A 24,858-nucleotide genomic window follows, 5' to 3' on the forward strand; every position below is an offset into this window, starting at 1 on the left:
CCCGGCCCTCCGCACACGGAACGCCCCAACAGGCGCGAACCACAAGGCCAACCGCCTCCGGCCGGAATTCCCCCCACCCGAAATCCCCACCCGGTAAGGGGTTTTGTCTACGCGCGTTACCGGCCGATCGCCAGACGATCCCGGCCGCCCGGGTTCCGGAAGCCCGTGCCCGCTGCCCTAGACTCGAAGACGTGCCACGTGGTGACGGAAGACTCAACCACGATCTTCTTCCCGGTGAGAAAGGCCCCCAGGACGCTTGCGGCGTCTTCGGTGTCTGGGCTCCCGGCGAGGAGGTCGCCAAGCTCACGTTCTTCGGCCTTTACGCCCTGCAGCACCGCGGTCAGGAATCCGCGGGCATCGCAGTGAGCAACGGCTCCCAGATTCTCGTCTTCAAGGACATGGGGCTCGTGTCCCAGGTCTTCGACGAGGCCTCCCTGGGGTCGTTGCACGGGCATATCGCCGTCGGACACGCCCGCTACTCGACCACCGGGTCCTCGGTCTGGGAGAACGCCCAGCCGACCTTCCGCGCGACCGTGCACGGTTCGCTGGCCCTCGGGCACAACGGAAACCTGGTGAACACCGCCGAACTGGCGGCGATGGTCGCCGAACTGCCCGGTGAGGAGCACGTCTCCCGCTCCGGGCGGAGCGCCGCGACCAACGACACCGACCTGGTGACCGCGCTGCTCGCCGGCCACCCGGACCTCTCCATCGAGGAGACGGCCAAGGTCGTGCTGCCCAAGGTCAAGGGCGCGTTCTCGCTCGTCTTCATGGACGAGCACACCCTCTACGCCGCCCGCGACCCGCAGGGCATCCGCCCGCTGGTGCTCGGTCGGCTGGAGCGCGGCTGGGTGGTCGCCTCCGAGACGGCGGCGCTGGACATCTGCGGCGCCTCGTTCATCCGCGAGGTCGAGCCCGGCGAGCTGATCGCCGTCGACGAGAACGGCATGCGCAGCTCCCGCTTCGCCGAGGCGAAGCCCAAGGGCTGCGTGTTCGAGTACGTCTACCTGGCCCGCCCCGACACCAGCATCGCCGGGCGCAACGTGCACCTCTCCCGCGTGGAGATGGGCCGCCGCCTGGCGAAGGAGGCGCCCGTCGAGGCCGACCTGGTGATAGCGACGCCGGAGTCCGGCACCCCCGCCGCGATCGGCTACGCCGAGGCCAGCGGCATCCCGTACGGCTCCGGCCTGGTGAAGAACGCCTACGTGGGCCGCACCTTCATCCAGCCCAGCCAGACCATCCGTCAGCTCGGCATCCGGCTCAAGCTCAACCCGCTGCGCGAGGTCATCGCGGGCAAGCGCCTGGTGGTCGTCGACGACTCGATCGTCCGCGGCAACACCCAGCGCGCGCTGGTGCGGATGCTGCGCGAGGCCGGCGCCGCCGAGGTGCACATCCGGATCTCCTCGCCGCCGGTGAAGTGGCCGTGCTTCTTCGGCATCGACTTCGCCACCCGGGCGGAGCTGATCGCCAACGGGATGACCGTCGAGGAGATCGGCCGCACGCTCGGCGCGGACTCGCTCTCCTACATCTCGATCGACGGCATGATCGAGGCCACCAAGCAGCCCAAGGACAGGCTCTGCCGGGCCTGCTTCGACGGCGAGTACCCGATGGAGCTGCCGGACCCGGCACTGCTCGGCAAGCTCCTGCTGGAGGCCGAGATCAAGGGCAGCCAGCAGCCGCCGGCCGTGCGCGGCAAGCCGACCAGCGGCAGCGACCTGGACGGCGTCCAGTCGCTGCTCGGCGGGGCGGGCGCGGCCGACGCGCTGCGCCGCCCGTAACGAATCCACGGTGGGGTCCCGCGAAACGGGGCCCCACCGCTGTTCCAGCCCCCACCAGACCCGAGAGGGCCGCACCGTAGTGACCAGCAACCAGAACGGCGCCACCTACGCCGCAGCCGGCGTCGACATCGAGGCGGGCGACCGCGCCGTCGAGCTCATGAAGCAGTGGGTGAAGAAGGCGAACCGCCCCGAGGTGGTCGGCGGTCTCGGCGGCTTCGCCGGCCTCTTCGACGCGTCCGCCTTCAAGCGCTACGAGCGGCCGCTGCTGGCTTCGGCCACCGACGGCGTGGGGACCAAGGTGGCCATCGCGGCCGCCATGGACAAGCACGACACCATCGGCCACGACCTGGTCGGCATGGTCGTCGACGACCTGGTCGTGTGCGGCGCCGAGCCGCTGTTCATGACCGACTACATCTGCGTCGGCAAGGTCGTGCCGGAGCGGGTCGCCGCGATCGTCAAGGGCATCGCCGAGGGCTGCGCGCTGGCCGGCTGCGCCCTGGTCGGCGGCGAGACCGCCGAGCACCCGGGCCTGCTCGGCCCGGACGAGTACGACGTCGCGGGCGCCGGCACCGGCGTGGTCGAGGCCGACGCGCTGCTCGGCGCCGACCGCGTGCGGGCCGGCGACGTGGTGATCGCGATGGCGGCCTCGGGCCTGCACTCCAACGGCTACTCGCTGGTGCGCCACGTGCTGCTGAACGAGGCCGGCTGGAAGCTGGACCGCAAGGTCGAGGAGTTCGGCCGCACGCTCGGCGAGGAGCTGCTGGAGCCGACCCGGATCTACTCGCTGGACTGCCTGGCGCTCACCCGCGCCACCGAGATCCACGCCTTCTCGCACGTCACCGGCGGCGGCCTGGCGGCCAACCTGGCCCGGGTCGTCCCGGAGGGCCTGCACGCCCGCCTGGACCGCGGCACCTGGACCCCGCTGCCGGTCTTCCAGACCGTCGCCCAGGTCGGCAAGGTGGCCACCCTGGAGATCGAGAAGACGCTCAACATGGGCGTCGGCATGGTCGCGGTCGTCCCGCCGTCCTCGGTGGACGCCGTGCTGGCGATCCTGGAGGACCGCGGCGTCGAGGCCTGGCTGCTCGGCGACATCGTCGAGCGCACCGGCGAGCACGAGGCCGGCGCGGCGCTCTACAACGCCTACGAGGGCTTCACCGCGGGCTGAGCCCGGCTGGACGACGAGAGGGCCCCTCCGGCGCACCGGAGGGGCCCTCTCGTCGTCCAGCCACCCGGGGCGGCGACCACCCGGTACACCATCCGGTACGCGGGAACGCCGAAGACCGGCCTGGCGCGCTGGGCGCCTGGGCCGGTCGGCGAAACTACTGGCTACGAGCGGCGAGAGGCCTGCGACGGCCCGGTGCCCGGCTCGGTGTCGTCCTCGTCGTCGAGGTCGGCATAGCGGGCGGCGTACTCGGCATACGGGTCGTCGTCCTCCTCCTCCTCGATCGGCTCCGGGTCGATCGGAGCGGTGGACGGCGATGCGCCCAGCTCGTTGGACAGACGGTTAGCGTCAAACCCGCCGCTGTTGTACTTCAGCTCGCGGGCGACCTTCGTCTGCTTGGCCTTGGCCCGGCCGCGCCCCATGGGTCGACCCCCTCAACGATGGGGCTCACGGCCCCGAGTCTGACACGTGTTCATGATCAGGACCGGCCTGCCCGAATGGGAGGACCGTCCCTTGGAGCATTAACGGTACCTGTTTCCGCCGCTGGACGGTACGTCGTCGGTGTGACGTGGCGCGCACCGGCCGCACCCGAGACCAGGTCTTCCCAGGTCAGGGGAGGTTTTGCGGCGGTTTGCGCGCTGTCCGGAGGTGTCTCAGGTCCGTCGTTCCAGGACCGATTATCCCCCCAAGGGGGACCTTGGATCACCCGATCGGGCGCAGAAGTGAGAATCCGGTTCCACATCGTGATGCGCGGGGGACGGCTGGGCCCCTCCCGCCCGGGGGCGGGTCACGGGGGTGCGGCCGCCCCCCGCGCGTCCGAGGTTCCGGGGGCGCCGGATCAGGCCCGGCGGGCGCCCGGCAGCAGGACCGTGCGCAGCGCGCTGATCTCGCGCATCCGCTTCTCGGCCAGGCGGTCGGCGGCGACCGCCGGCGGGACGCCGTCGGAGGCGGCCCGGGTGAAGATCTCCAGGGTGGTGTCGAAGATCCTGGTGGCCTTGTTCTTGGCCCGGTCGAAGTTGAAGCCCTCGATCTCGTCGGCGACCTGGATCACGCCGCCGGAGTTCACCAGGTAGTCCGGCGCGTAGAGGATGCCGCGGTCCGCGAGGTCCTTCTCGACGCCCGGGTGGGCTAGCTGGTTGTTGGCCGCGCCGCAGACGATCGTGGTGCCGGACTCGCCGAGCGCGGCCACCGTGTCGTCGGTCAGCGCGCCGCCCAGGGCGCAGGGGGCGTAGACGTCCAGCCGGGCCTGCAGCAGGGCGGCGGTGTCGGCGACGACCTCCACCTCCGGGTGGGCCGCGCGGACGCGGTTCACGGCGGTCTCGGAGACGTCGGTGATGACGACGGTGGCGCCGTCCGCGACGAGGTGGCCGACCAGGTAGTGGCCGACCTTGCCGACGCCCGCGACGCCGACCCGCTTCCCGCGCAGGGTCGGCTGGCCCCAGCGGGCCTGGGCGGTGGCGCGCATGCCCTGGAAGACGCCGAAGGCGGTCAGGATGGACGAGTCGCCGGCGCCGCCGTGCTCGGGCGAGCGGCCCGTCACGAACTGCGTCTCGCGCGCGATGACGTCCATGTCCTGCACGTAGGTGCCCACGTCGCAGGCGGTGATGTAGCGGCCGCGCAGGGACTCCACGAAGCGGCCGTAGGCGCGGAGCATCGCCTCGTTCTTGTCCTTGGCGGGGTCGCCGATGATGACGGCCTTGCCGCCGCCGAGGTCGAGCCCGGCCAGCGCGTTCTTGTAGGACATGCCGCGGGACAGGTTGAGCGCGTCCTCCAGGGCCGCCTCCTCGGAGGCGTACGGGAAGAAGCGGGTGCCGCCGAGGGCCGGGCCCAGCGCGGTGGAGTGGATGGCGATGATCGCCTTGAGCCCGGAGCTGCGGTCGTGGCAGAGGACGACCTGCTCGTGGCCGTCGCCGGGGGCGCCGTCCTGCTCGGCGCGGAAGATCCTGCTGAGCACTCCGGGTGCGGGGTGCGTGGCGGATGTCTGTACGTCGGTCACTGTGGTGACTCCAGTATCGAAGGCCCGCCTGCTGTGGTGCGGGCGCCTAGGGCGAAGCGTAGTCGCGGGAGCGTCGCCGATCCGCCCTCTTGTCCGAGCTTGTCCCCGCGGTCCGGGGAATGGGACGCCGGGGGTGCGCGGTGCGGGCGCGAAGGGGTTCGGGGGCGCGCCCTCCCGGGGCCGGTCGGCGCGTGCGACCATGCAGGACGTGACCGTCGTGCGCACCTCGGTACTGCCGCCCTACGCCGCCCACCTGCGGGTCTACGAGCCGCTGGCCGCCTACCCGGAGTCCGAGCGGGCGCGCTGGCAGGCCTACGCGGCGGAGCGCGGTCCGGACGCCGTCGAGGCGGCGCAGCCGGTGGCCGCGGCCGTCCTGGAGGAGCAGCGGGAGGCGCTGGCGGAGCTGGCCGCCCGGACGCCCCGGGCGCTGCCCGAGCGGGAGAGCGGGCGGGCCTACCTGCGGGTGGTGGACGGCGTGCTGTACGTCTGCCCGTGGGCGACCAGGCTGCGCAGCTGGCAGGCGCTGGAGGAGCTGCGGGCGGCCGCGCCGGTGGCGCTGCTGGACACCGCGGTGCCGCCGGTGGCCCGGGCGGCGGCGGAGGCGGACCGGGAGCGCTGGCGGGCCGGCCATCCGGACGCCCGGCCGTGGATCCTGACCAGCCGGTGGGAGGTGCCGGTGCGCTGGTTCCTGCCGTTCGGGGACGAGGACCGCTGTTTCGTGCCGGCGCAGGAGCGGGGCAAGCCGGGGCGGGCGGCGGCGCTGTTCTACCTGGTGCCGATGGCGCAGGCGCGCCGCCGGGTGGCCCGGGCCTTCCGGGCGCTGCGTGAAGAGGTGCCGGACGGGGAACTGGTCCGGGGGGCGGAACGGATCGGGCGGTGGCTGGAGGAATTCCATCCGCGCTCGCTGGTGGAGCTGGACTACGGGGGGCTGGTGCATTTGCTGGGGCCGGAGCGGCTGTTGGCGGACCGTTCGGCGGGGGAGCTGGAGGAGGGGCTCCGCGCGCTGCGGGCGGGGGACACCGCGGAGGCGCTGCGCGCGTACGGGGAACTGACGGCGCGCTGGCGGAGGGTGCTGGCGCTGCGGTACGCGAACTGACGTCCGACCACCCGTGTATGACTGTAAGAGTCCTATGGCCCGAGCTGGATGACCAAGGTCCTGGTTCGGGTCAATAGCTGTCGAACGTGACACTACTCACCGTTGACGCGAACTTACCCCTATGTGCAAAAATGGGACAACCAGCCCAACTTCACGCGGGCATGCCCACTTTTGGGTGGTTCTGGAGTCGATGCGTGCTTTGCGGGGAAACAGGGGGTCTGGTCCCCTCGTAACCAGGCGTCACGGCCGCGTGACTGCCCGTTATGGGGTGGTCCATCGCCATCCGTCGCTCTTGAACCCGTGAGGGGTCAATTTTGGCGGTTTGGTCGATAGGGCTGGACGGATGGTGTAGTTGTAGACACCAGGACAAGCCGTTCGTCCTATAACCGACTCGGCCCGTCTATGCCATTTCGGGCATCGCGGGCCAAGGTGCAGAATTTGAAGGATAGAACCGCCCTGGTTCGGTTCTCCCGAGGAGGCCGCTCATGACCGCTCGTACCCCTGATGCTGAGCCCCTGCTGACGCCGGCAGAGGTCGCCACCATGTTCCGCGTGGACCCGAAGACGGTCACTCGTTGGGCCAAGGCGGGCAAGCTGACGTCCATTCGCACGCTCGGCGGTCACCGCCGTTACCGCGAGGCGGAGGTGCGCGCTCTGCTGGCCGGGATTCCCGCTCAGCGCACTGAGGCCTGATAGGCCGAAGGCTCTTTAAAGGGGCCGCTTACCGGACTCCGCCGGGTCCGGTAAGCGGCCCCTTTGCCATGTCCGCTCGCGGTGCCCGGGTACTCGGCACAACGTACGGAATGCTGAACTCCGGATAACGATTCGATGCGCATGATGCGGGGGGGATTTACAGTTAATGGCTGTACAATTTTACATATTAAATTAGTGAGGTCTTGGTGGGGGTGGTGCGGGGGTGTTCTCGGGAAAAGATAAGTGACGACCGTCACACCGTCTGTCACTTGTGGTCTGGACCTGGTCCGGGATAGGCACCGGACGCCCAAAAGCGAGAGGCCCGGAACCTGACGGTTCCGGGCCTCTCGCACTGCGGCGATCCCGACGGGACTTGAACCCGCGACCTCCACCTTGACAGGGTGGCGAGCTAACCAACTGCTCCACGGGACCAGAGTTTTCTGATCTCGTTCACTCGCTTGCCGCGCTGCGAACAAGACAGATCGTAGCCCATGGTGGGCCCCCAGGTCGAACTGGCACCTGAGGGCCCCCGAGGAGGCCGCCGCCCAGCTCAGAGCGTGGCCCTGGCGGCCTCCATCGCCTTGGTGATCCGCTTCTCCGACACCGGGCTCGGCGTGCCCAGCGACTGGGCGAAGAAGCTGACCCGCAACTCCTCGATCATCCAGCGGATCGCCAGCACCTCCGCGGACGGCTGCCGGCCGGCCGGCACCGCCGCCAGCAGCTCCCCGTACTCCCGCTGCACCTGCTGGACCTTCAGCAGCTGCTGGGCGTCCCGCTGCGGGTGGTTGGGCAGCGCCTCCAGCCGGCGGTCCACCGCCAGCAGGTAGCGCTTGAGGTCCGGCAGCCGCTGCCAGCCGGTGTCCGTGACGAAGCCCGGGTGCACCAGGGAGGCCAGGTGCAGCCGGATGTCGTTCACCGCGTTCAGCAGCACCGGGCTGCTCACCGACTTCAGCCGGGTCGAGGCCTTGTGGAAGGCGATCAGTGCGGTGGCCGTCTTCAGCGTGGTGTCCGCGGACAGGTCGTACAGGTCCGCCCGCACCTTGTCGTGCAGCGTGCCGAAGGCCGCCTCGTCCCAGGCCGGTCCGCCGGCCAGGGTCATCAGCCGGTCCGTCGCACAGGCCACCACGTCCTCGAAGAGGGCGTTCACCGAGCCGTGCGGGTTGTGCGAGAGCGCCAGCTTCGCCTGGTTGCCCAGCCGGCCCTGGATCGACTTGGCCGGGGAGGTGGTGGTCAGCATCAGCAGCCGGCGGGTGCCCTCCCACATCGACCGCGTCTGCGCCTGCGGGGTGTCGAACAGCTTCACGCCGACCGACGCCCCCTCGTCCACCAGGGCCGGGTAGGCGCGCAGCGAGTGGCCGCGCGAGCGCTGCTCGAAGGTGCGCTGGAGCACGGGCAGGCCGCCCGGCCAGGCGGTCAGCCCGCCCTGCTCGATGCCCTGGCCGGAGGCCGCCGAGGACAGCGTCTCCTTGAGCTTCGGCTTGAGCCGCAGCCGCAGCTCCTCCAGGTCCTTGGACTCGGCGAGCTTGCGGCGGCCGTCCACCACCCGGAAGGTCACCTTGAGGTGGTCCGGCACCCGCTCGTCGTCCCAGGCCTCCGGCGGCACGGTGATGGCCGTCAGGCGCTTGAGGGCGTGCTCCAGGGACGGCAGCAGCGGCTCCTGGCGGTCCTTCACCGCGCGCAGCGCCGCCTTCGCGAAGTCCGGCGCCGGCACGAAGTTGCGCCGGATCGCCTTCGGCAGCGACTTGATGTACGCGGTGACCAGCTCCGTCCGCAGGCCCGGGATCTGCCAGTCGAAGCCCTCCGCGGTGACCTGGTTGAGCACCGGCAGCGGGATGTGGACGGTCACGCCGTCCGCGTCGCTGCCCGGTTCGAACTGGTAGGTCAGCTGGAAGCGCAGCTTGCCCTGCTGCCAGTGGTCCGGGTAGTCGGCCTCCGTGACGCCGTCCGCGGAGTCGTTGATCAGCATCGACTTCTCGAAGTTGAGCAGGTCCGGCTGCTCGTGCCGGGCCTTCTTCCACCAGGAGTCGAAGTGCCGGGTGGAGACCACGTCCTCCGGCAGCCGGGCGTCGTAGAACTCGAACAGGGTCTGGTCGTCGACCATGATGTCCCGGCGCCGGGCCCGGTTCTCCAGCTCCTCGACCTCGCCGAGCAGCTTGCGGTTCTCGGCGAAGAACCGGTGGTGGGTCTCCCAGTCGCCCTCGACCAGCGCGTTGCGGATGAACAGCTCGCGGCACAGCTCCGGGTCGATCCGGCCGTAGTTGACCTTGCGCTGGGTGACGACCGGCATCCCGTAGAGCGTCACCCGCTCGTACGCCAGGACGGCTCCGGCCTTCTTCTCCCAGTGCGGCTCGCTGTACGTCCGCTTGATCAGGTGGCCGGCCAGCGGCTCCACCCACTCCGGCTCGATCTTGGCGTTGATCCGCGCCCACAGCCGGGACGTCTCCACCAGCTCGGCCGACATCACCCAGCGCGGCGGCTTCTTGAACAGGCCCGAGCCCGGGAACACCGCGAACCGGGCGCCGCGCGCGCCGCCGTACTCGCGCTTCTCCACGTCGAACAGGCCGATGTGGGAGAGCAGGCCGGCCAGCAGCGACTGGTGGATCCGGTCGGCGTCCGGCTCGGCGTCCTCGTGCGGCTCCTCGATGGTGACGCCCAACTGCTTGGCGACCGTGCGCAGCTGGGTGTAGATGTCCTGCCACTCCCGTATCCGCAGGTAGTTGAGGAACTCCGCCTTGCACATCCGGCGGAAGGCCGAGGAGGACAGCTCGCGCTGCTGCTCCCGGACGTAGCGCCACATCGCCAGGTAGGACAGGAAGTCGGAGGTCTCCGAGTTGAACCGGCGGTGCCGCTCGTCGGCGGCCTGGCGCTTCTCGGCGGGGCGCTCGCGCGGGTCCTGGATGGACAGCGCGGCGGCGATCACCATCACGTCGCGCACGCAGCCGTTCTTGTCGGCCTCCAGCACCATCCGGGCCATCCGCGGGTCCACCGGGAGCTGGGCCAGCTGGCGGCCGAGCGCGGTGAGGCGCTTGCGCGGGTCCTTCTCGTCCGGGTCCAGCGCGCCCAGCTCGTGCAGCAGGTGCACGCCGTCCTTGATGTTGCGGGAGTCCGGCGGGTCCAGGAACGGGAAGGCGGCGATGTCGCCGAGGCCCGCCGCCGTCATCTGCAGGATCACCGAGGCCAGGTTGGTGCGCAGGATCTCGGCGTCGGTGAACTCGGGGCGGGAGAGGAAGTCCTCCTCCGAGTACAGCCGGATGCAGATGCCGTCGGAGGTGCGGCCGCAGCGGCCCTTGCGCTGGTTGGCGCTGGCCTGGCTGATCGCCTCGATCGGCAGCCGCTGCACCTTGGTGCGGTGGCTGTAGCGGGAGATCCGGGCGGTGCCCGGGTCGATCACGTACTTGATGCCGGGGACGGTGAGGCTGGTCTCGGCGACGTTGGTGGCGAGGACGATCCGGCGGCTGCCGGAGCGCTGGAACACCCGGTGCTGCTCGGCCGAGCTCAGCCGGGCGTACAGCGGCAGGATCTCGGTGGACTTGAGTTTCAGCTTGTCCAGGGCGTCGGCGGTGTCGCGGATCTCGCGCTCGCCGGAGAGGAAGACCAGGATGTCGCCCGGGCCCTCGGCCTGGAGTTCCTGGGCCGCTTCGCAGATCGCCTGGATCTGGTCCCGGTCGCGGTCGGCGTCCGTCGCGTCGTCGTCCTCGTCCAGGTCGTCGACGACCGGGCGGTACCGGACCTCCACCGGGTAGGTGCGGCCGGAGACCTCGATGATCGGGGCGTCGTCGAAGTGCCGGGCGAAGCGCTGCGGGTCGATGGTCGCGGAGGTGATCACGACCTTGAGGTCCGGGCGGCGCGGGAGCAGCTGCTTGACGTAGCCGAGGATGAAGTCGATGTTGAGGCTGCGTTCGTGCGCCTCGTCGATGATCAGGGTGTCGTACTGGAGCAGTTCGCGGTCGGTCTGGATCTCCGCGAGCAGGATGCCGTCCGTCATCAGCTTGACCAGGGTGTCCTGGCCGACCTGGTCGGTGAACCGGACCTTCCAGCCGACCGCCTCGCCCAGCGGGCTGCGCAACTCCTCCGCGACCCGCTCGGCGACCGTACGGGCGGCGATCCGGCGCGGCTGGGTGTGGCCGACCAGACCGCGCACGCCGCGGCCCAGCTCCAGACAGATCTTCGGGATCTGGGTGGTCTTGCCGGAGCCGGTCTCACCCGCGACGATCACCACCTGGTGGTCCCGGATGGCCGCCAGGATCTCGTCCTTCTTCTGGCTGACCGGCAGCTCGGCGGGATAGCTGATCGGCGGGACGGCACCTCTGCGCTGCTCGACCAGCAGCTCGGCGCGGTCGATGTCGGCGGCGATCTGGGCGGCGACCTTCTGCCGGGCCTCGGGCTTGCGGACCCGACGGGCCCCCTCCAGTCGGCGCCCGATCCGCACCTGGTCGCGCAGGGTCAGCTCGGGCAGGCGGGCGGCCAGCTCACCGATACCGGGACCCTCGGCGGGTGCGGGGGCGGACTGGACTGCGGGAGAACTCACTGCGGGCATCCCTCTAGGTTCGCAAGGAGGCACGGCGGCGCGCACCTCGGTTTTCGAGCCTCTCCAGTGTCACAGCCCCCGGCGGCCGAGCGCGAACGGCGGGCCCGGGTGCCGGTGACGTCGGGCCGGGCGGCTCCGGGCCGGGCCGGGCAACGGTTCGCGGCGGTTTCGGGCTCTGGGGGTTGAGGAGGTGCTCATGGGAGCCCAGAAGACCGCGAGGGACGAGGAGTTCCGCGCGTTCACCGGCAGCGCGTGGACGCGGCTGCTCAGGACGGCGTACCTGCTCGCGGGGGACCGGCACACCGCCGAGGACCTGGTCCAGCAGGCCCTGGAGCGGGCGTACGTCGCCTGGGGCCGGGTCCGGGCGGCCGACGACCCGCACGCCTACGTGCGCCGGATCCTGATCAACGAGCACGCCCGCCGGTTCCGCCGCCGAGCGGCCGAGGAACTGGTCACCGCCGTCCCCGACCGGGCCGCACCCGAGGGCCCCGACGGCTACGCGCGGCTGGACGAACGGGCGGCGCTGCTCACGGCCCTCGGCACGCTGCCGCCCCGGCAGCGGCAGGCCGTCGTGCTGCGGTACTGGGAGGACCTCACCGAGACCCAGACCGCCGCGGCGATGGGCTGCTCGGTCGGGACGGTGAAGAGCCAGGCGGCCAGGGGCCTGGCCAAGCTGCGGGAGGCCTCCTCACTCAACGGGCTGGCGAGCATCGGAGGCGGAAGATGAGCAACGAGGGCAACGTGGGGGCCGTGGGGAACGTGGGCGGCGAGGAAGGGGCCGGGGCGGGGTCCGAGGCCTCGGCGGCGCGGGTCCTGGGCGAGCTGGCCGGAAGCGTCGAGATCGGGGCCGTCCCGTACGACCGGCTGGTCGCCGGGGGGCGGCGCCGGCTGCGGCGCCGGCGGCTGCTGACCAGCGGGGCGGTGGCGGCGCTGGTCGCGGCGGCCGTCGTCGGGGGGACGGCACTCGGCGGGCTCGGGCGGGGGCGGGGGCCGGGCGACGCGGCCGACGCGGGGGCGGTGGTGGCGGACGCCCGGACCGTCACCACCGCCGAGGCCGCCGCGGGCACCGCAGGCACCGCGGGCACCGCCGCGACACCGACCGCTCCCGCGCGGGATCCGTTCACCCCGGTCCGGGTCGTGGTCGGCCAGGGCAGCACGAACGGCAGGCAGTGGCAGGCGTGGGCCGCGTTCTGGCCGGCGGCCGCCACCAAGGAGGACGCCCTCCGGCAGGCCCGGCTGATCTGGGCGGACCGGCACGCGGCCATCCCGCAACTGCCGGAGACCACCAGGGCGGACATCGACCGGAGCTGGCGCCCGGACGTGGACCTGGTGAACCTCTACGCCACCGTGGACGGGCAGCGCCAGGTCGACGACGCGATGCACGACACCCCCGCCCCGGGGGCGCCGGACGGGGCGATCATCGACCGGGCCACCTCCGGAGGGGGGACGATGCTCGGGCTCAAGGGCGGGGAGCTGGGCGCCTCACCGGTGGTGATCGCCGGGGTCCGGCCCCAGGTCGCGAAGGTCGTGGTCACCTGGGACACCGGCGGCGTCAGCGCGTCGGTGCCGGTCGCCCTCGGGGACTCCCCGACGCGCTGGTACGCGATCGCCAAGAAGCCGGGCGCCCAGGCCCGCACGTTCACGTACTACGCGGCGGACGGCTCCGTGCTGGGCACCGATGCCAGCTGGTTCCGCTCCTACTGAACCCGCCCGGCGCTGTGCCGGCCCCGGCGCCGCCCGCGCGACCGGCCCACGTCCCCCTCGGGTCAGCCCGCCCGAGGGGGAGCCGCCCGGGATCAGTAGGGCAGCAGGTCGCCGGTGGCCAGCTCGAAGCCGAAGGGCTCCGGGGCCATGAGTGCGACGCCTCCCGAACCGAATCCCACCGGTGTCCGGCACCCAGCGTGGTCGGCGCCCGGCCCCCGGGACGGCGGAAGCCCCGCAGCGATCACGCTGCGGGGCTTCCGATCTGTGGCCAGGGCCGGGGTCGAACCGGCGACCTTCCGCTTTTCAGGCGGACGCTCGTACCAACTGAGCTACCTGGCCGTACTACACCGTCTCTTGCGAGACGAGCGATCCCGACGGGACTTGAACCCGCGACCTCCACCTTGACAGGGTGGCGAGCTAACCAACTGCTCCACGGGACCTTGTAGTGGTTTCCCACTAAGGTCTTGCGGCACTGCTTTTTACTACGGTACTGCGTGCCCCCAACGGGATTCGAACCCGTGCTACCGCCTTGAAAGGGCGGCGTCCTGGGCCACTAGACGATGAGGGCTTGCGGCCTGTCCCGCTGTTTCCAGCGTTCGGGGACGTCGAGAAGCATATGGGATGCAGGGCGGATCGCCAAAACGGGTTTCGGCCGGGTGGGTGGGGGCCGTCCGAGGGCCGCCCGGGGCGGGGGTCAGGACCAGCCGAGTTCGTCGAGTTCGTGGTCGTCGAAGCCGAAGTGGTGGGCGACCTCGTGGATGACCGTGGTGCGGACTTCGGCGACGACCTGGTCGTGGGTCTCGCAGTGCCGGAGGGTGGGGCCGCGGTAGATGAGGATCCGGTCGGGCAGGACGCCCGCGTACCACTCGCCGCGTTCGGTGAGCGGGGTGCCCTCGTAGAGGCCGAGGAGTTCCGGGTCGGCGGGGTCGGGTTCGTCCTCGACGAAGACGGCGACGTTGTCCATCATGGCCGCGAGCTGCGGGGGAATCTGGTCGAGGGCGTCGCTGACCAGCGTCTCGAACTCTTCCCGGGTCATCTCCACCGGTTCATTGTCGGGTCTGGAGTGACGCTGTGCCAGACGGCGGAAGCCGGTGTTTGATGGGGTTATGGCGACCTCGGACGGCACGGTGGACGGCCCGGCGCGGACCCGGCCGGTGGGCGACGGGACGGCCGCCCGGAGACGGCCGCCGGTGTGGCGCGGGCAGGGGCCGGCCGTGGCCGTGATCGCGGTGGGCGGGGCGATCGGGGCGGTGGCCCGGTACGGCGCCGGGTTGGCCTGGGCGAACGGGCCGGCGGCGTTCCCGTGGACGACGCTGCTGATCAACGTGGTCGGGTGCGCGGTGATCGGGGTCTTCCTGGTGGTGATCACCGAGGGGCGTCCGGCGCACCCGCTGCTGCGGCCGTTCTTCGGCACCGGGGTGCTGGGCGGCTTCACCACCTTCTCGACGTACGCGGTGGACATCCGGCGGCTGGTGGAGGAGGGGCGGCTCGGGCTCGGGCTGGCGTACTTGGGGCTGACGCTGCTGGGCGCGCTCGGCGCGGTGTGGGCGGCGGCCGCGCTGACGCGCCGTCTGATCGCCCGTGGGGGCGTGCGGTGAGCAGGTTGAGCGGGCCGGCGCTGCGGCTGACCGTGCTGGTGGGGGAGAACGACCGCTGGCACCACCGGCCGCTGTACAGCGAGATCGTGCACCGGGCGCGGGCGGCGGGGCTGGCCGGGGCGAGCGTGTTCCGGGGGATCGAGGGGTTCGGGGCGTCGTCGCTGGTGCACACGGCGCGGCTGCTGTCGCTGAGCGAGGACCTGCCGGTGGCGGTGGTGATCGTGGACGAGGAGGAGCGGGTGCGGGCGTTCCTGCCGCAGTTGGACGGGCTGGTGGCGGAGGGTCTGGTGCTGCTGGACCGCTGCGAAGTGGTCAGGTACGTGGGGCGGGAAGGGGCTTCGGGGTGAACTGGCTGCTGGTGGTGGCGGGCGCGGCGGTCGGCGCGCCGCTGCGGTACCTGACCGACCGGGCCGTGCAGGCCCGGCACGACTCGGTGTTCCCCTGGGGGACGTTCGCGGTGAACGTGGCCGGCTGCCTGGTGCTCGGCCTGGTGACCGGGGCGGTGGCGGCAAGGGCCGCGTCCCCGCACGTCCAGGTGCTGCTGGGGACGGGGCTGTGCGGGGCGCTGACCACGTACTCGACCTTCTCGTACGAGACGCTGCGGCTGGTCGAGACCGGGGCGGGGCGGTACGCGCTGGCGAACGTGGCGGGCAGCGTGGTGGCGGGGCTGGCCGCGGTGTACGCGGGGGCGGGGCTGGCCTCGGCGTTCTGGGGCTGAGCGTCTGCCCGCCTGTCCGTCCGCCGGTCTGCTCGCCTGCCCGCCTGCCCGCCTGCCCGCCTGCCCGCCTGTCCGCCTGTCCGTCCGCCGGTCTGCTTGCCTGCCGGTTCGGCGGGTTGTGGCGGATGCGGCCCGGACGCTTCCTGGCGCGCTGCCCGTGTCCCGTCGGGGCGGGCGCGCGTTGGGCACCGAAAAGCGGCCGCGCGAGCAGTGGGCGGCCCGGGTGGGGCGGTGGAGAGGGAGCTCGGTGGCTTCGGTGCGGGCGGTTCGGGCGGTGGTGCGTACGGCTTCGGTGCTGGCGGTGGCCGGGCTGGGGTTGACGGGGTGCATGTCGGTCGGTCCTGAGGCGGAGGTGAAGCACGGGGTGGCGCCGGTCGGGCAGGTCGGTCCGGCGGGCAAGCCGGGGGTGACGAGCGGGCCGTCGGCCTCGCCGAGCGGCGCGCATCCGGGGAGTGCGTCCGGGCGCCCGGAGCGTTCGGGGGGCTTGCAGAGCGAGAACGCGCCGGCCGGGGTGACGGCTGCGGCGGCGGGCGAGGTGGCACCCGGCGCGAACGGCGCGGCCGCCGGCGTGGTCCCGGTGCCGGGGGCGCCCGCCGTGGACGCCGCACCGGCCGGCACCGGCGTGAACGGTTCAGCGGGGGGCGTGAGTGCCAGCCCCGCGCCCCGGCCGGGCGGCGGTGCGTCGGCCGGTACCGGTGGTGCGGCGGGCACCGGCGGCGCGGGCGGGGCGGGTGGCACCGGTGAGGGCCGCTCCGGCGGCACGGCGGGCACGCCGTCGGCCACGCCGAGCAGCCACCCCTCGACGTCCCCCGAGCCCGAGCACAGCTCACCCGCCGCGACCGTCCCACCGACCCCGGAGCCCTCGGCCGGCAACTCCGGTTCCTCGGCCCCGAGCCCGCATGCGGGTGGGCATTAGCGGGCTGGCCAGGGCATTTGCCTCTGATCCCGAGGTTCGTCTATGGTGGTAGATCGTTCGTTTGATTCATTTGACTGGCGCCCTATTCCCATCTGGCGCCCTTGGCGCGTTCCGGCGATCCGTGGCTGACCGCATAGAGGCGGTTGTGAAACAGAACCCCCGGACTTTGGCGCGTGCCACTTCCGGAAGGTTTTACATGTCTCTCGTTGACGACGCCCGCTTCGCCATGCCCGCGAGCGAGGCCGCCGCCGATGTCACCGACACCGCCGACACCCTCACCGACGCCGTCGAGGCCGTCGAGCCCACCGACGCCGACGTCGAGCTGAACGCCGACGCCGCCGAGGCCGAGGAGGCCGTCGAGGCCGCCGAGCCCACCATCACCTTCGGCGACCTCGGCCTGCACGACGACGTCGTGCGCGCCCTCGCCAAGCGCGGTGTCACCACCCCGTTCCCGATCCAGGCCGCGACCATCCCGGACGCCCTGGCCGGCAAGGACGTGCTGGGCCGTGGCCGTACCGGCTCCGGCAAGACCCTCAGCTTCGGCCTGCCGCTGCTGACCCGCCTCGCCGACGGCGAGCGCACCAAGCCCAAGCACCCGCGCGGCCTGATCCTCGTCCCGACCCGCGAGCTGGCCATGCAGGTGGCCGACGCCCTGGAGCCGTTCGGCTCGGTGCTCGGCCTCAAGCTCAAGGTCGTCTGCGGCGGCACCTCGATGTCGAACCAGATCTACGCGCTGGAGCGCGGCGTCGACGTCCTGGTCGCCACCCCCGGCCGTCTGCGCGACCTGCTGAACCGCGGCAGCGCCAAGCTGGCCGACGTCCGGACCGTCGTGCTCGACGAGGCCGACCAGATGGCCGACATGGGCTTCCTGCCCGAGGTCACCGAGATCCTCGACCAGGTGCCGGCCGGTGGCCAGCGCCTGCTGTTCTCCGCCACCCTGGAGAACGAGATCGACACTCTGGTCAAGCGCTACCTGAAGAACCCGGTCACCCACGAGGTCGACCCGTCGGCCGGCGCGGTCACCACCATGACCCACCACATCCTCGTGGTGAAGCCCAAGGACAAGGCGCCGATCACCAACGCGATCGCCGCCCGCAAGGGCCGCACGATCATCTTCGTCCGCACCCAGATGGGCGCCGACCGCGTCGCCGAGCAGCTCATCGAGGCCGGCGTGAAGGCCGACGCGCTGCACGGCGGGATGACCCAGGGCGCCCGTACCCGCGTCCTCGGCGACTTCAAGGACGGCTACGTCAACGTCGTCGTCGCCACCGACGTCGCCGCCCGCGGCATCCACGTCGACGGCATCGACCTGGTCCTCAACGTGGACCCGGCCGGCGACCACAAGGACTACCTGCACCGCTCCGGCCGCACCGCCCGGGCCGGGCGCTCCGGCGCCGTCGTCACCCTGGTGCTGCCGCACCAGCGCCGCGGCGTCTTCCGCCTGATGGAGGACGCGGGCGTCGACGCCTCGCGCCACATCCTCGACCACGCCTTCGACGCCGAGGTCGCCAAGATCACCGGCGCCCGTTCGCTGATCGAGGTCCAGGCCGAGAGCGCGGCCGGCATCGCCGGTGCCGCCGAGCGCGAGCTCGCCGACATGACCCGCCAGCTGGAGCGCGCGCAGCGCCGCACCACCGAGCTGCGCGAGGAGGCCGACCGCCTGGCCGCGCGGGCCGCCCGCGAGCGGGCCGAGCTGGGCATCGAGGACGAGGCCCCGGCCGCCGAGGCGGGCGACGAGGCCGCTGCGGAGACCCCGGCCACCGAGGCGCCGGCTCCGGCCGCCGCGCCGCAGGCCGAGGAGCGCACGCCGTCGTACCGCGAGGCGCGCACCGAGCGTCCGGCCTTCGGCCGTGACCGTGACCGCGATGACCGTGGCGGCCGTTCCGGTGGCTTCAACCGTGACCGTGACGACCGTGGTGGCCGTTCCTTCGGTGACCGCGACGACCGCGGTGGCCGTTCCGGCGGCTTCAACCGCGATGACCGTGGCGGCCGTTCCGGCGGTTTCAACCGTGACCGTGACGACCGTGGTGGCCGTTCCTTCGGTGACCGCGACGACCGCGGTGGCCGTTCCGGTGGCTTCAACCGTGACCGTGACGACCGTGGTGGCCGTTCCTTCGGTGACCGCGACGACCGCGGCGCCCGCTCGGGCGGCTTCAACCGTGACCGTGACGACCGCGGCGGCCGCTCCTTCGGTGACCGTCCGGCCCGCACCGGTGGTGGCTTCGACCGCGACCGTTCCGGCGGTTTCAACCGTGACCGCGACGACCGCGGCGGCCGCTCCTTCGGCGACCGTCCGGCCCGCACCTTCGGTGACCGCCCGTCCTTCGGCCGGGACCGCGACGAGCGCGGCGGCAGCAACAACCGTCCGTTCGCGCGTCGTGACGACCACCGCTCCGGCGGCCGTCCGCAGGCCTCCGGTGGTGGCTTCGGCCGTGACCGTGACGACCGTGGCGGCGCCCGCTCGGGTGGCTTCGACCGCGACCGTTCCGGTGGCTTCAACCGCGACGACCGCAAGCCGCGCTGGAAGAACTGACGCCGTACGGCCGGTGGTTGACCACCGGTAGCTGAACACCTGAACACACGCGACGGGCCCGCTCCACGCACTGGAGCGGGCCCGTCGCGTTCCCCCGATGCCCCCGGGTACCTCCCCCGGTACCCCTCGTGCCCCCGAGGCGTTGTTCTGCGGCTGAGAATAACCTGTGGCGCGGCCCGGCGGAAGTCCCGTAGCGTCCCGGACATGAGCAGCAGACTGCACGACGTGGCCCGGGTGAACGAGGAGATCGCCGAGCGGGGGAGCTACCGGGCGGCCGGTGGCGAACTCGTCACGGTGGGGGAGCAGTTGGCGGCCGCCAGGGCCGGCACGGTGTCGTACGCGCCGCCGGCGCTGGACGCGCTGCTGCGGGGCGGGGGCCCGGGGCCCGGGCCGGGTGGGCCCGGTGGGCCCGTCGGGGCGGTGGAGGTGACGGCCGAAGGCAGCATCGAGGCCGCCCGGCGCCTGGTCGAGGGCGGGGCGGGCCCGGTCGGGGTGCTCAACTTCGCCTCCGCGCGCAACCCCGGCGGCGGCTACCTGCGCGGCGCCCGCGCCCAGGAGGAGGACCTGTGCCGCAGCGCGCTGCTCTACACCTGCCTGCTGGAGGCGCCGGACTACTACGAGGCGCACCGCGCCTCCGCCGACCTCCGGTACAGCCACCGGGTGATCGTCTCGCCCGACGTCCCGGTGATCCGCGGCCGGGGCGGGGACCTGCTGGCGCGGCCGTACCCGGTCACCTTCCTGACCTCGCCCGCGCCCAACGCGGGCCAGCTGGAACGGCGTTCGGCCGACGTGGATGTCCGGGGCGTGCTCGCCGAGCGGGCCGTCCGGGTGCTCGCGGCGGCGGCCCGGCACGAGGTCCGCACGCTGGTGCTCGGGGCCTGGGGCTGCGGGGTGTTCCGCAACGACCCGGCCCAGGTCGCCGAGGCCTTCGAGGGCGCGCTCTCCCGGTACGGGGCGGCCTTCGAACGGGTGGTGTTCGCGGTCTGGGACCGCTCACCGGTCTCGGCGAACCGGGCCGCGTTCGAGGCACGGTTCGGCGGGGCGGCGCAGCCCGGCGAGGCGGTGCGCTGAGGCCGCCGCCCGGGTATCGCCGCCAGGTGTCGCTGCCGAGGCCGGTGAGCGGGCCGGCGCGCGGCTCGCGCCGGGTGCTGCTACCGCTTGCGGGCGGCCAGCGCCGTCGCGGCCGTAGAGGCCGCCGCGACCACACCGGTGACGGCGAAGACCGACGGCCAGGCGCCGATCTTCTTCGCCAGCGGATGCGAACCGCCGAACGCCGCCACGTACAGACCGGTCAGCGCCGCCGCAGTGGCCGCGCCCGAGCTGCGGTGCCACTGCGCGGCCGCCCCGGCACCGGCCACCGCCAGCACGGCGCCGCCCAGTTCGCGCCGGCCGCTCCAGCGGGCGACGCCGTAACCGCCCACCAGGCCGCTCGCCGCGGTCAGCGCGGCGGGCGCGGCGGCCGAGAGCACGTTGGGGACCTTCGCCATCGTCGACTCCACTCGTAGAGGTTGTCCTGACTTCCTGTTCCGGCTTCCGACCATAGCCCGCCCGCCCCGCGCGCCGGTCCGGGCCTCCGGCCTCCAGCAGGCCGCCGTCCTCCCCGCCGTCCGCTTCGCCGTCCGCTCCGCCGTCCTCCCCGCCGTCCGCTTCGCCGTCCGCTCCGCCGTCCTCCCCGCCGTCCGCTCCGCCGTCCTCCCCGCCGTCCGCTTCGCCGTCCGCTCCGCCGTCCTCGACTCCGAGGCCTGTCAGCCCCCGGTGGCAGACTGCGAGCGTGACTGACACCGCGATCACCGACGGCCGCTACCGGATCCGCAACGTCGACAGCGGCCTGCTGCTCGAAGTCGCCGACGGCAGCCGGCGCAGCGGCGCCCGCGTCCGCCAGGGCGCGGACGACGGTTCCGACGCCCAGCTCTGGCAGCTCACCGCCGTCCACCCGGGCGGCGCCCTCTGCCACCTGGAGAACGCCGCCAGCGGCAAGCGCCTCGACGTCACCGGCGCCTCCACCGACGACGGCGTCCCCATCCAGCAGTGGTCCGCCAACGCCTTCGGCGCCCAGGAGTGGCTCCTCGAAGCCCACGTGGACGCCCCCGGCACCTACACCATCACCAGCTTCATCAGCGGCAAGCCCCTCACCGCCGCCGCACCGCCCGACCCCACCGTCCACCAGTGGGAGGACACCGACTCGCCCGCCCAGTGGTGGCGCTTCGAACGCCAGGAGTAGGTGCGTCCCCGGGCCGGTCAGGCCGACAGGTTGGCGCGCAGGGCGGTCAGTTCCTCGTCGGTGACGCCGTGGGCGCGGAGGTAGGCGGGGACGGAGGAGTGCTGGGTGTGGATCCAGCCCAGGGCGGAGGCGAGGAGTTCGGCGGTGACGGGGCGGGAGACGCGTTCGGTGCCGGTCTCGTCGACGTAGGGGGTGGGGCCCCGGTCGAGGCCGAGGCCGACGTTGGAGAGCAGGAAGTCGGCGGTGACGTCGGCCTCCGAGGCGCCGAGCAGGGACTGCAGGACGGCGATGGTCAGGCCGGTGCGGTCCTTGCCGACGGCGCAGTGCACGAGGGCGGGCAGCGCGCCGGGGGCGGCGAGGCGGCGGACGACGGCGGCGAGGGACGGGCCGGCGGTCCGGGCCATGAAGGGGTAGAGCGCCGCCTGGTCCTCGGGCCAGGGCTGGTCGACGTCCTCGCGGTTGGCGGGCAGGGTCGGCAGGTTGAGGGCCTCGTGGTCGAGGCCGTGCCGCAGGTCGGGCCAGACCTCCAGCTCGACCGGACTGCGCAGGTCGAGGACGGTGCGCAGGCCGAGGGCCTTGAGGCGCCGGGCGCCCTCTTCGGTGAGGGTGTGGAAGGAGCCGGAGCGGTAGAGCACGCCCCGCCGCAGGGCGCCTATCCCGCCCGCGTCACGGAAGTTGCGCACACCGGGGATGTCGATGAAGGCATCGGTCATGGCCCCACGGTACGGGCGGGGGGCGGGCCGGCGGAAGGAAACCGGAGGGAACCTTTCAGCGCCCGCCGGAGACGTCCAGGAAGGCGTTGGTGGTGTACGAGGCGGCGGGGGAGAGCAGGAAGAGGATCGCCTCGGCGACCTCCTCCGCCCGTCCGCCGCGCCGCATCGGCAGTCCGGGGGCGACCCGGTCGACCCGGCCGGGCTCGCCGCCGAGGGCGTGGATGTCGGTGTGGATCAGGCCGGGGCGGACGGCGTTGACCCGGATCCCCTCGGCGGCGACCTCCAGGGCGAGGCCGCGGGTCATCGAGTCGACGGCGCCCTTGGCGGCCGCGTAGTCGACGTACTCGTTGGGCGAGCCGAGCCGCGAGGCGGCCGAGGACACGTTGACGATGGCACCGCCGCGGCCGCCGTGCCGGGTGGACATCCGGCGCACGGCCTGGGCCGCGCACAGGAACGGGCCGGTGATGTTGGCGGCCCAGATCCGGTTCAGCCGGTCCTCGTCGATGTCCTCCAGCCGGCACTGCTTCTCCAGCGTGCCGGCGTTGTTCACCAGGCCGGTGAGCAGCCCGAGTTCGGCGTCCACGGTGGTGAACAGCCGCTCCACCTCGGCGGTGCGGGTGACGTCGGCCCGGACGGCGAGCGCGGTGCCGCCCTCGGCCCGGACGGCGTCCACCACGGCGGTGGCCGAGGCCTCGTCCGTGCGGTAGTTGACGCAGACCCGGTAGCCGTGCCGGGCGGCGAGCAGGGCGGTGGCGGCGCCGATGCCGCGGCCGGCGCCGGTGACGATCAGGACGCCGTCGTCGGAGGTGGTGGTCGACATGCTCGGTACGCTACCCGGCGGACCGGCCGGGGCGGGCCCCGGAGCGGAAATCGTTCGCCCGGCGCGGCCCGGACCGGCGAGGATGCGGTAGCGGCGTCGCCACCGCAGCCCTGCCGACTGCCAGGTCGAGAGGCGTCGAGAGAGTCGAGAGAGTCGAGGGAGGAGACCGGCGATGTCCGACGCACCCGCACCGGCACCCGCACCCGTACCTGCCGTCCCCGGCACCGTCCTGCTCGCCGGCGTGGTCGGCTCCACCGCGTACGGCTTCGCCCACGCCGGCTCCGACGTCGACCGGCTCGGCCTGTACGCCGCCCCCACCGAGGAACTGCACGGCCTGCACCGCCCGGCCGAGTCGCACGTCACCACCGGGCCCGACGTCACCCTGCACGAGGCCGCCAAGTGGTGCCGCCTGGCGCTGTCCTGCAATCCGACCGCCTCCGAGCTCGTCTGGCTGCCGGACGACCTGTACGAGATCCGCACTCCGCTCGGTGCCGAACTGGTCGAGATCCGCTCGAGCTTCCTCAGTGAGTCGGGCGTCCGGAAGGCCTATCTCGGTTACGCAGAGCAGCAGTTCCGCAAACTGCTGACCCGCGACACGACCGACCCGGCCACCCGCCGCCGGGCCGCCAAGCACGCCCGGCACCTGGTCCGGCTGGTCGAACAGGCCGTCCGGCTGCACGAGACCGGCCACAACCCGGTCCGCCTCGCCGACCCCGGACACGTCCGCGACCTCGGCGAACGCATCGCCGACCGCCCCGCCGTCGCCGAATCCCTGCTCGCCGACGCCGCCGACCGCCTCGCCCGCCCCGGCGTCCTCCCGGCCGCCCCCGACCCGCGCCCCGCCGAATCCTGGCTCCGCCGCGTCCGTGCCGCCCACTACGCTCCGCCCCCCGCCCCCGGCGCGCCCGCGCAATCCACTGGCGGAGCCCTGCGCCCCACCGGGTAGGATCACGGTGGCCCTCCCCAACCGGGACGAGGGCCGCGGGCCACTAGCTCAATTGGCAGAGCTGCGGACTTTTAATCCGTAGGTTCAGGGTTCGAGCCCCTGGTGGCCCACCGAACTGAGGCCAGGTCAGACACCCTCTGACCTGGCCTTTTGCATGTCCGCCGCCGGTGAACGCACTGCGGCACCCCGGCTGGTCGAGTAGCCGGGGTGCCGCGGTGCGGTGTGGGTCGTGGGGCGGATCAGGCCGCGGCGCGGATCGGGGCGCCGGTCTGGTGGAGGTGGGTGAGGATCTCGCGGTACGAGCGGAAGAGGCCGGTCTCGTAGTAGGTGATCTCCTTCTCGGCGCAGAAGTCGCGGGTGAGGATGGCGGCGCGGCGCAGGGCCGGGGTGGGCATGCTGGGGAAGAGGTGGTGCTCGACCTGGTAGTTGAGGCCGCCCATCAGGGCGTCGATGAAGTAGCCGCCGCGGACGTTGCGGGAGGTGAGGACCTGGCGGCGGAGGAAGTCGAGCCGCATGCCGGGCGTCACCATCAGCATGCCCTTGTGGTTGGGGGCGAAGACGCAGCCCAAGTAGACGCCGAGCAGGGCCTGGTGGACGGCGAGGAAGGCGAAGGCCTTGCCGACCGGGAGGGCGGCGAAGACCAGCCCGAGGTAGGCGGCGAAGTGGGCGACCAGCAGGAAGCCCTCCAGGTAGGGGCGCTTCATGATCGGGCTGCGCAGCGCGCGGAAGCTGTTGTAGCTGAGGTTGAGGCCTTCGAGCAGGAGCAGCGGGAAGAAGAGGAACGCCTGGCGGCGGCCGATGAAGCGGGCGATTCCGCTGGCCCTCCTGGCCTGGTCCTGGGACCAGACGACGAGGTCGGGGGAGACGTCCGGGTCCCGCTCCTCGTGGTTGGGGTTGGCGTGGTGGCGGGTGTGCTTGTTCATCCACCAGCCGTAGCTCATGCCCATCAGGAGGTTGGCGACGATGCGGCCGCCGATCTCGCCGGCGCGGCGCCCGGTGAACACCTGACGGTGCGCCAGGTCATGTGCCATTAATCCCAGTTGGGCGAAGACGATGGACATGGCGGCGGCCAGTCCGAGCTGGAGCCAGGTGTCGCCGAGGGCGAACATGGCCCACCAGCCGCCGAGGAACGCGGCGAGGACGAGGCCCGCGCGGACGGTGTAGTAGACCGGGCGTCGGTCGAGCAGGCCCTCGGCGGTGATCCGGCGGCTCAGTTGGGCGAAGTCGCTCCCGCCGGTTCCGGGCGGGGCGGTGTCCGGTGGTCCGGCGGGCGGCTGCGGCCGGGTTTTCGCGGTCGGCGTCCCCGCGGTGTCGGTGGTCATGGTGCTGAGTCTGGTCTAGCGAACGGGCCTTGAGAAACGGGGGCATCCCCCTGGGGCGGGGTGAGGAAAACCCCCGGACCGTCCTGGGTGGCCGCGGACGTGCGGCGCGTGGTGCCTG

The 24,858-nt window shown here is 72.6% G+C and carries 23 protein-coding genes and 5 tRNA genes; 16 read left to right on the top strand and 12 right to left on the bottom strand.

What is annotated here, in order from left to right; translation table 11 throughout:
• The first annotated feature begins 191 nt into the window (after positions 1-191).
• Both purF and purM read left to right on the top strand, forming a co-directional pair.
• Positions 192-1,775 carry an amidophosphoribosyltransferase gene (gene purF, locus AB0O19_RS20495; RefSeq protein WP_350880611.1) on the top strand — a complete coding sequence of 528 codons (1,584 nt, stop codon included), beginning with the start codon at positions 192-194 and terminating at the stop codon, positions 1,773-1,775.
• 79 nt (positions 1,776-1,854) lie between these two features.
• Complete coding sequence (gene purM, locus AB0O19_RS20500; RefSeq protein ID WP_363581413.1) at positions 1,855-2,940, top strand: phosphoribosylformylglycinamidine cyclo-ligase; 1,086 nt, start codon at positions 1,855-1,857, stop codon at positions 2,938-2,940.
• A gap of 161 nt (positions 2,941-3,101) precedes the next feature.
• On the opposite strand, the gene AB0O19_RS20505 is transcribed toward purM, so the two are convergent.
• Positions 3,102-3,359 (bottom strand): DUF3073 domain-containing protein, encoded by a 258-nt coding sequence (locus AB0O19_RS20505; protein ID WP_063348338.1) that lies wholly within the window; start codon positions 3,357-3,359, stop codon positions 3,102-3,104.
• Between the two features lie 416 nt (positions 3,360-3,775).
• The gene (locus AB0O19_RS20510) at positions 3,776-4,933 is read right to left on the bottom strand and encodes a Glu/Leu/Phe/Val dehydrogenase dimerization domain-containing protein (protein ID WP_363621222.1); all 1,158 of its coding nucleotides are present in this window, start codon (positions 4,931-4,933) and stop codon (positions 3,776-3,778) included.
• Between the two features lie 199 nt (positions 4,934-5,132).
• Here AB0O19_RS20510 and AB0O19_RS20515 point away from each other — a divergent pair, with 199 nt between their 5' ends.
• Together AB0O19_RS20515 and bldC are read left to right on the top strand one after the other, a co-directional pair.
• The gene (locus AB0O19_RS20515; protein WP_363621224.1) at positions 5,133-6,029 is read left to right on the top strand and encodes a hypothetical protein; all 897 of its coding nucleotides are present in this window, start codon (positions 5,133-5,135) and stop codon (positions 6,027-6,029) included.
• A 485-nt stretch (positions 6,030-6,514) separates the two neighbouring features.
• A complete protein-coding gene (gene bldC, locus AB0O19_RS20520) occupies positions 6,515-6,721 on the top strand; it encodes a developmental transcriptional regulator BldC (protein WP_014137253.1) in 207 nt (68 codons plus the stop codon).
• A gap of 358 nt (positions 6,722-7,079) precedes the next feature.
• Here bldC and AB0O19_RS20525 read toward each other — a convergent pair.
• Both AB0O19_RS20525 and hrpA read right to left on the bottom strand, forming a co-directional pair.
• Positions 7,080-7,153, bottom strand: a tRNA-Asp gene (locus tag AB0O19_RS20525).
• Between the two features lie 118 nt (positions 7,154-7,271).
• On the bottom strand, positions 7,272-11,258 hold the full coding sequence (hrpA, locus tag AB0O19_RS20530) for an ATP-dependent RNA helicase HrpA (protein ID WP_363621226.1): 3,987 nt from the start codon (positions 11,256-11,258) through the stop codon (positions 7,272-7,274).
• A gap of 187 nt (positions 11,259-11,445) precedes the next feature.
• On the opposite strand from hrpA, the gene AB0O19_RS20535 reads away from it, so the two are divergent.
• Both AB0O19_RS20535 and AB0O19_RS20540 read left to right on the top strand, forming a co-directional pair.
• Positions 11,446-11,976: a SigE family RNA polymerase sigma factor gene (locus tag AB0O19_RS20535; RefSeq protein ID WP_350880600.1), complete on the top strand. Its 531-nt coding sequence runs from the start codon at positions 11,446-11,448 to the stop codon at positions 11,974-11,976.
• Positions 11,973-12,953: a hypothetical protein gene (locus AB0O19_RS20540; protein WP_363621228.1), complete on the top strand. Its 981-nt coding sequence runs from the start codon at positions 11,973-11,975 to the stop codon at positions 12,951-12,953. Before AB0O19_RS20535 ends, AB0O19_RS20540 begins: the two co-directional genes overlap by 4 nt.
• A 265-nt stretch (positions 12,954-13,218) precedes the next feature.
• Here the strand turns inward: AB0O19_RS20540 and AB0O19_RS20545 are convergent.
• From AB0O19_RS20545 to AB0O19_RS20560, 4 genes are all read right to left on the bottom strand, one after another.
• Positions 13,219-13,292, bottom strand: a tRNA-Phe gene (locus tag AB0O19_RS20545).
• A gap of 27 nt (positions 13,293-13,319) precedes the next feature.
• Positions 13,320-13,393: transfer RNA gene (locus AB0O19_RS20550), tRNA-Asp, on the bottom strand.
• 55 nt (positions 13,394-13,448) lie between these two features.
• A tRNA-Glu gene (locus tag AB0O19_RS20555) sits at positions 13,449-13,521 on the bottom strand.
• Between the two features lie 126 nt (positions 13,522-13,647).
• Complete coding sequence (locus AB0O19_RS20560) at positions 13,648-13,989, bottom strand: metallopeptidase family protein (RefSeq protein ID WP_350880588.1); 342 nt, start codon at positions 13,987-13,989, stop codon at positions 13,648-13,650.
• A gap of 70 nt (positions 13,990-14,059) precedes the next feature.
• Between AB0O19_RS20560 and crcB (AB0O19_RS20565) the strand changes: the two genes are divergently transcribed.
• The 6 genes from crcB (AB0O19_RS20565) to AB0O19_RS20590 all read left to right on the top strand — a co-directional run bounded on the left by crcB (AB0O19_RS20565) (position 14,060) and on the right by AB0O19_RS20590 (position 19,789).
• Positions 14,060-14,551 carry a fluoride efflux transporter CrcB gene (gene crcB / locus AB0O19_RS20565; protein ID WP_363581401.1) on the top strand — a complete coding sequence of 164 codons (492 nt, stop codon included), beginning with the start codon at positions 14,060-14,062 and terminating at the stop codon, positions 14,549-14,551.
• Entirely contained in the window at positions 14,548-14,898 is a 351-nt protein-coding gene (locus tag AB0O19_RS20570) for a DUF190 domain-containing protein (RefSeq protein WP_063348329.1), read from the top strand. Before crcB (AB0O19_RS20565) ends, AB0O19_RS20570 begins: the two co-directional genes overlap by 4 nt.
• Entirely contained in the window at positions 14,895-15,269 is a 375-nt protein-coding gene (gene crcB / locus AB0O19_RS20575; protein WP_363621230.1) for a fluoride efflux transporter CrcB, read from the top strand. Before AB0O19_RS20570 ends, crcB (AB0O19_RS20575) begins: the two co-directional genes overlap by 4 nt.
• Before the next feature lie 484 nt (positions 15,270-15,753).
• The gene (locus tag AB0O19_RS20580) at positions 15,754-16,185 is read left to right on the top strand and encodes a hypothetical protein (protein ID WP_363621232.1); all 432 of its coding nucleotides are present in this window, start codon (positions 15,754-15,756) and stop codon (positions 16,183-16,185) included.
• 196 nt (positions 16,186-16,381) lie between these two features.
• Positions 16,382-18,718, top strand: coding sequence for a DEAD/DEAH box helicase (locus AB0O19_RS20585; RefSeq protein WP_363621234.1), 2,337 nt, complete (start codon positions 16,382-16,384; stop codon positions 18,716-18,718).
• Positions 18,719-18,922: 204 nt separating this feature from the next.
• Positions 18,923-19,789 (top strand): TIGR02452 family protein, encoded by an 867-nt coding sequence (locus AB0O19_RS20590; RefSeq protein ID WP_363621236.1) that lies wholly within the window; start codon positions 18,923-18,925, stop codon positions 19,787-19,789.
• 80 nt (positions 19,790-19,869) lie between these two features.
• Here the strand turns inward: AB0O19_RS20590 and AB0O19_RS20595 are convergent, their stop codons facing one another.
• The gene (locus AB0O19_RS20595) at positions 19,870-20,205 is read right to left on the bottom strand and encodes a hypothetical protein (RefSeq protein ID WP_063348325.1); all 336 of its coding nucleotides are present in this window, start codon (positions 20,203-20,205) and stop codon (positions 19,870-19,872) included.
• Here AB0O19_RS20595 and AB0O19_RS20600 point away from each other — a divergent pair.
• Together AB0O19_RS20600 and AB0O19_RS20605 are read left to right on the top strand one after the other, a co-directional pair.
• Positions 20,189-20,497: a hypothetical protein gene (locus AB0O19_RS20600; protein WP_363621238.1), complete on the top strand. Its 309-nt coding sequence runs from the start codon at positions 20,189-20,191 to the stop codon at positions 20,495-20,497. The two genes, AB0O19_RS20595 and AB0O19_RS20600, sit on opposite strands and share 17 nt — an antisense overlap.
• Positions 20,490-20,939: an RICIN domain-containing protein gene (locus tag AB0O19_RS20605; RefSeq protein WP_363621240.1), complete on the top strand. Its 450-nt coding sequence runs from the start codon at positions 20,490-20,492 to the stop codon at positions 20,937-20,939. The genes AB0O19_RS20600 and AB0O19_RS20605 overlap by 8 nt, the downstream gene beginning before the upstream one ends.
• A gap of 17 nt (positions 20,940-20,956) precedes the next feature.
• Here the strand turns inward: AB0O19_RS20605 and AB0O19_RS20610 are convergent, their stop codons facing one another.
• Positions 20,957-21,652, bottom strand: a complete 696-nt coding sequence (locus AB0O19_RS20610; protein ID WP_363621242.1) for a tyrosine-protein phosphatase — start codon at positions 21,650-21,652, stop codon at positions 20,957-20,959.
• A gap of 55 nt (positions 21,653-21,707) precedes the next feature.
• Positions 21,708-22,472 (bottom strand): SDR family oxidoreductase, encoded by a 765-nt coding sequence (locus tag AB0O19_RS20615; RefSeq protein WP_363621243.1) that lies wholly within the window; start codon positions 22,470-22,472, stop codon positions 21,708-21,710.
• A 172-nt stretch (positions 22,473-22,644) separates the two neighbouring features.
• Between AB0O19_RS20615 and AB0O19_RS20620 the strand changes: the two genes are divergently transcribed.
• Both AB0O19_RS20620 and AB0O19_RS20625 read left to right on the top strand, forming a co-directional pair.
• Positions 22,645-23,418, top strand: coding sequence for a nucleotidyltransferase domain-containing protein (locus AB0O19_RS20620; protein ID WP_363621245.1), 774 nt, complete (start codon positions 22,645-22,647; stop codon positions 23,416-23,418).
• Between the two features lie 37 nt (positions 23,419-23,455).
• A tRNA-Lys gene (locus tag AB0O19_RS20625) sits at positions 23,456-23,528 on the top strand.
• A gap of 129 nt (positions 23,529-23,657) precedes the next feature.
• Here the strand turns inward: AB0O19_RS20625 and AB0O19_RS20630 are convergent.
• Positions 23,658-24,740 carry an acyl-CoA desaturase gene (locus AB0O19_RS20630; protein ID WP_363621247.1) on the bottom strand — a complete coding sequence of 361 codons (1,083 nt, stop codon included), beginning with the start codon at positions 24,738-24,740 and terminating at the stop codon, positions 23,658-23,660.
• Between the last annotated feature and the right edge of the window lie 118 nt (positions 24,741-24,858).

It is taken from the genome of Kitasatospora sp. NPDC091276, assembly GCF_040684355.1.
Lineage (GTDB): Bacteria > Actinomycetota > Actinomycetes > Streptomycetales > Streptomycetaceae > Kitasatospora.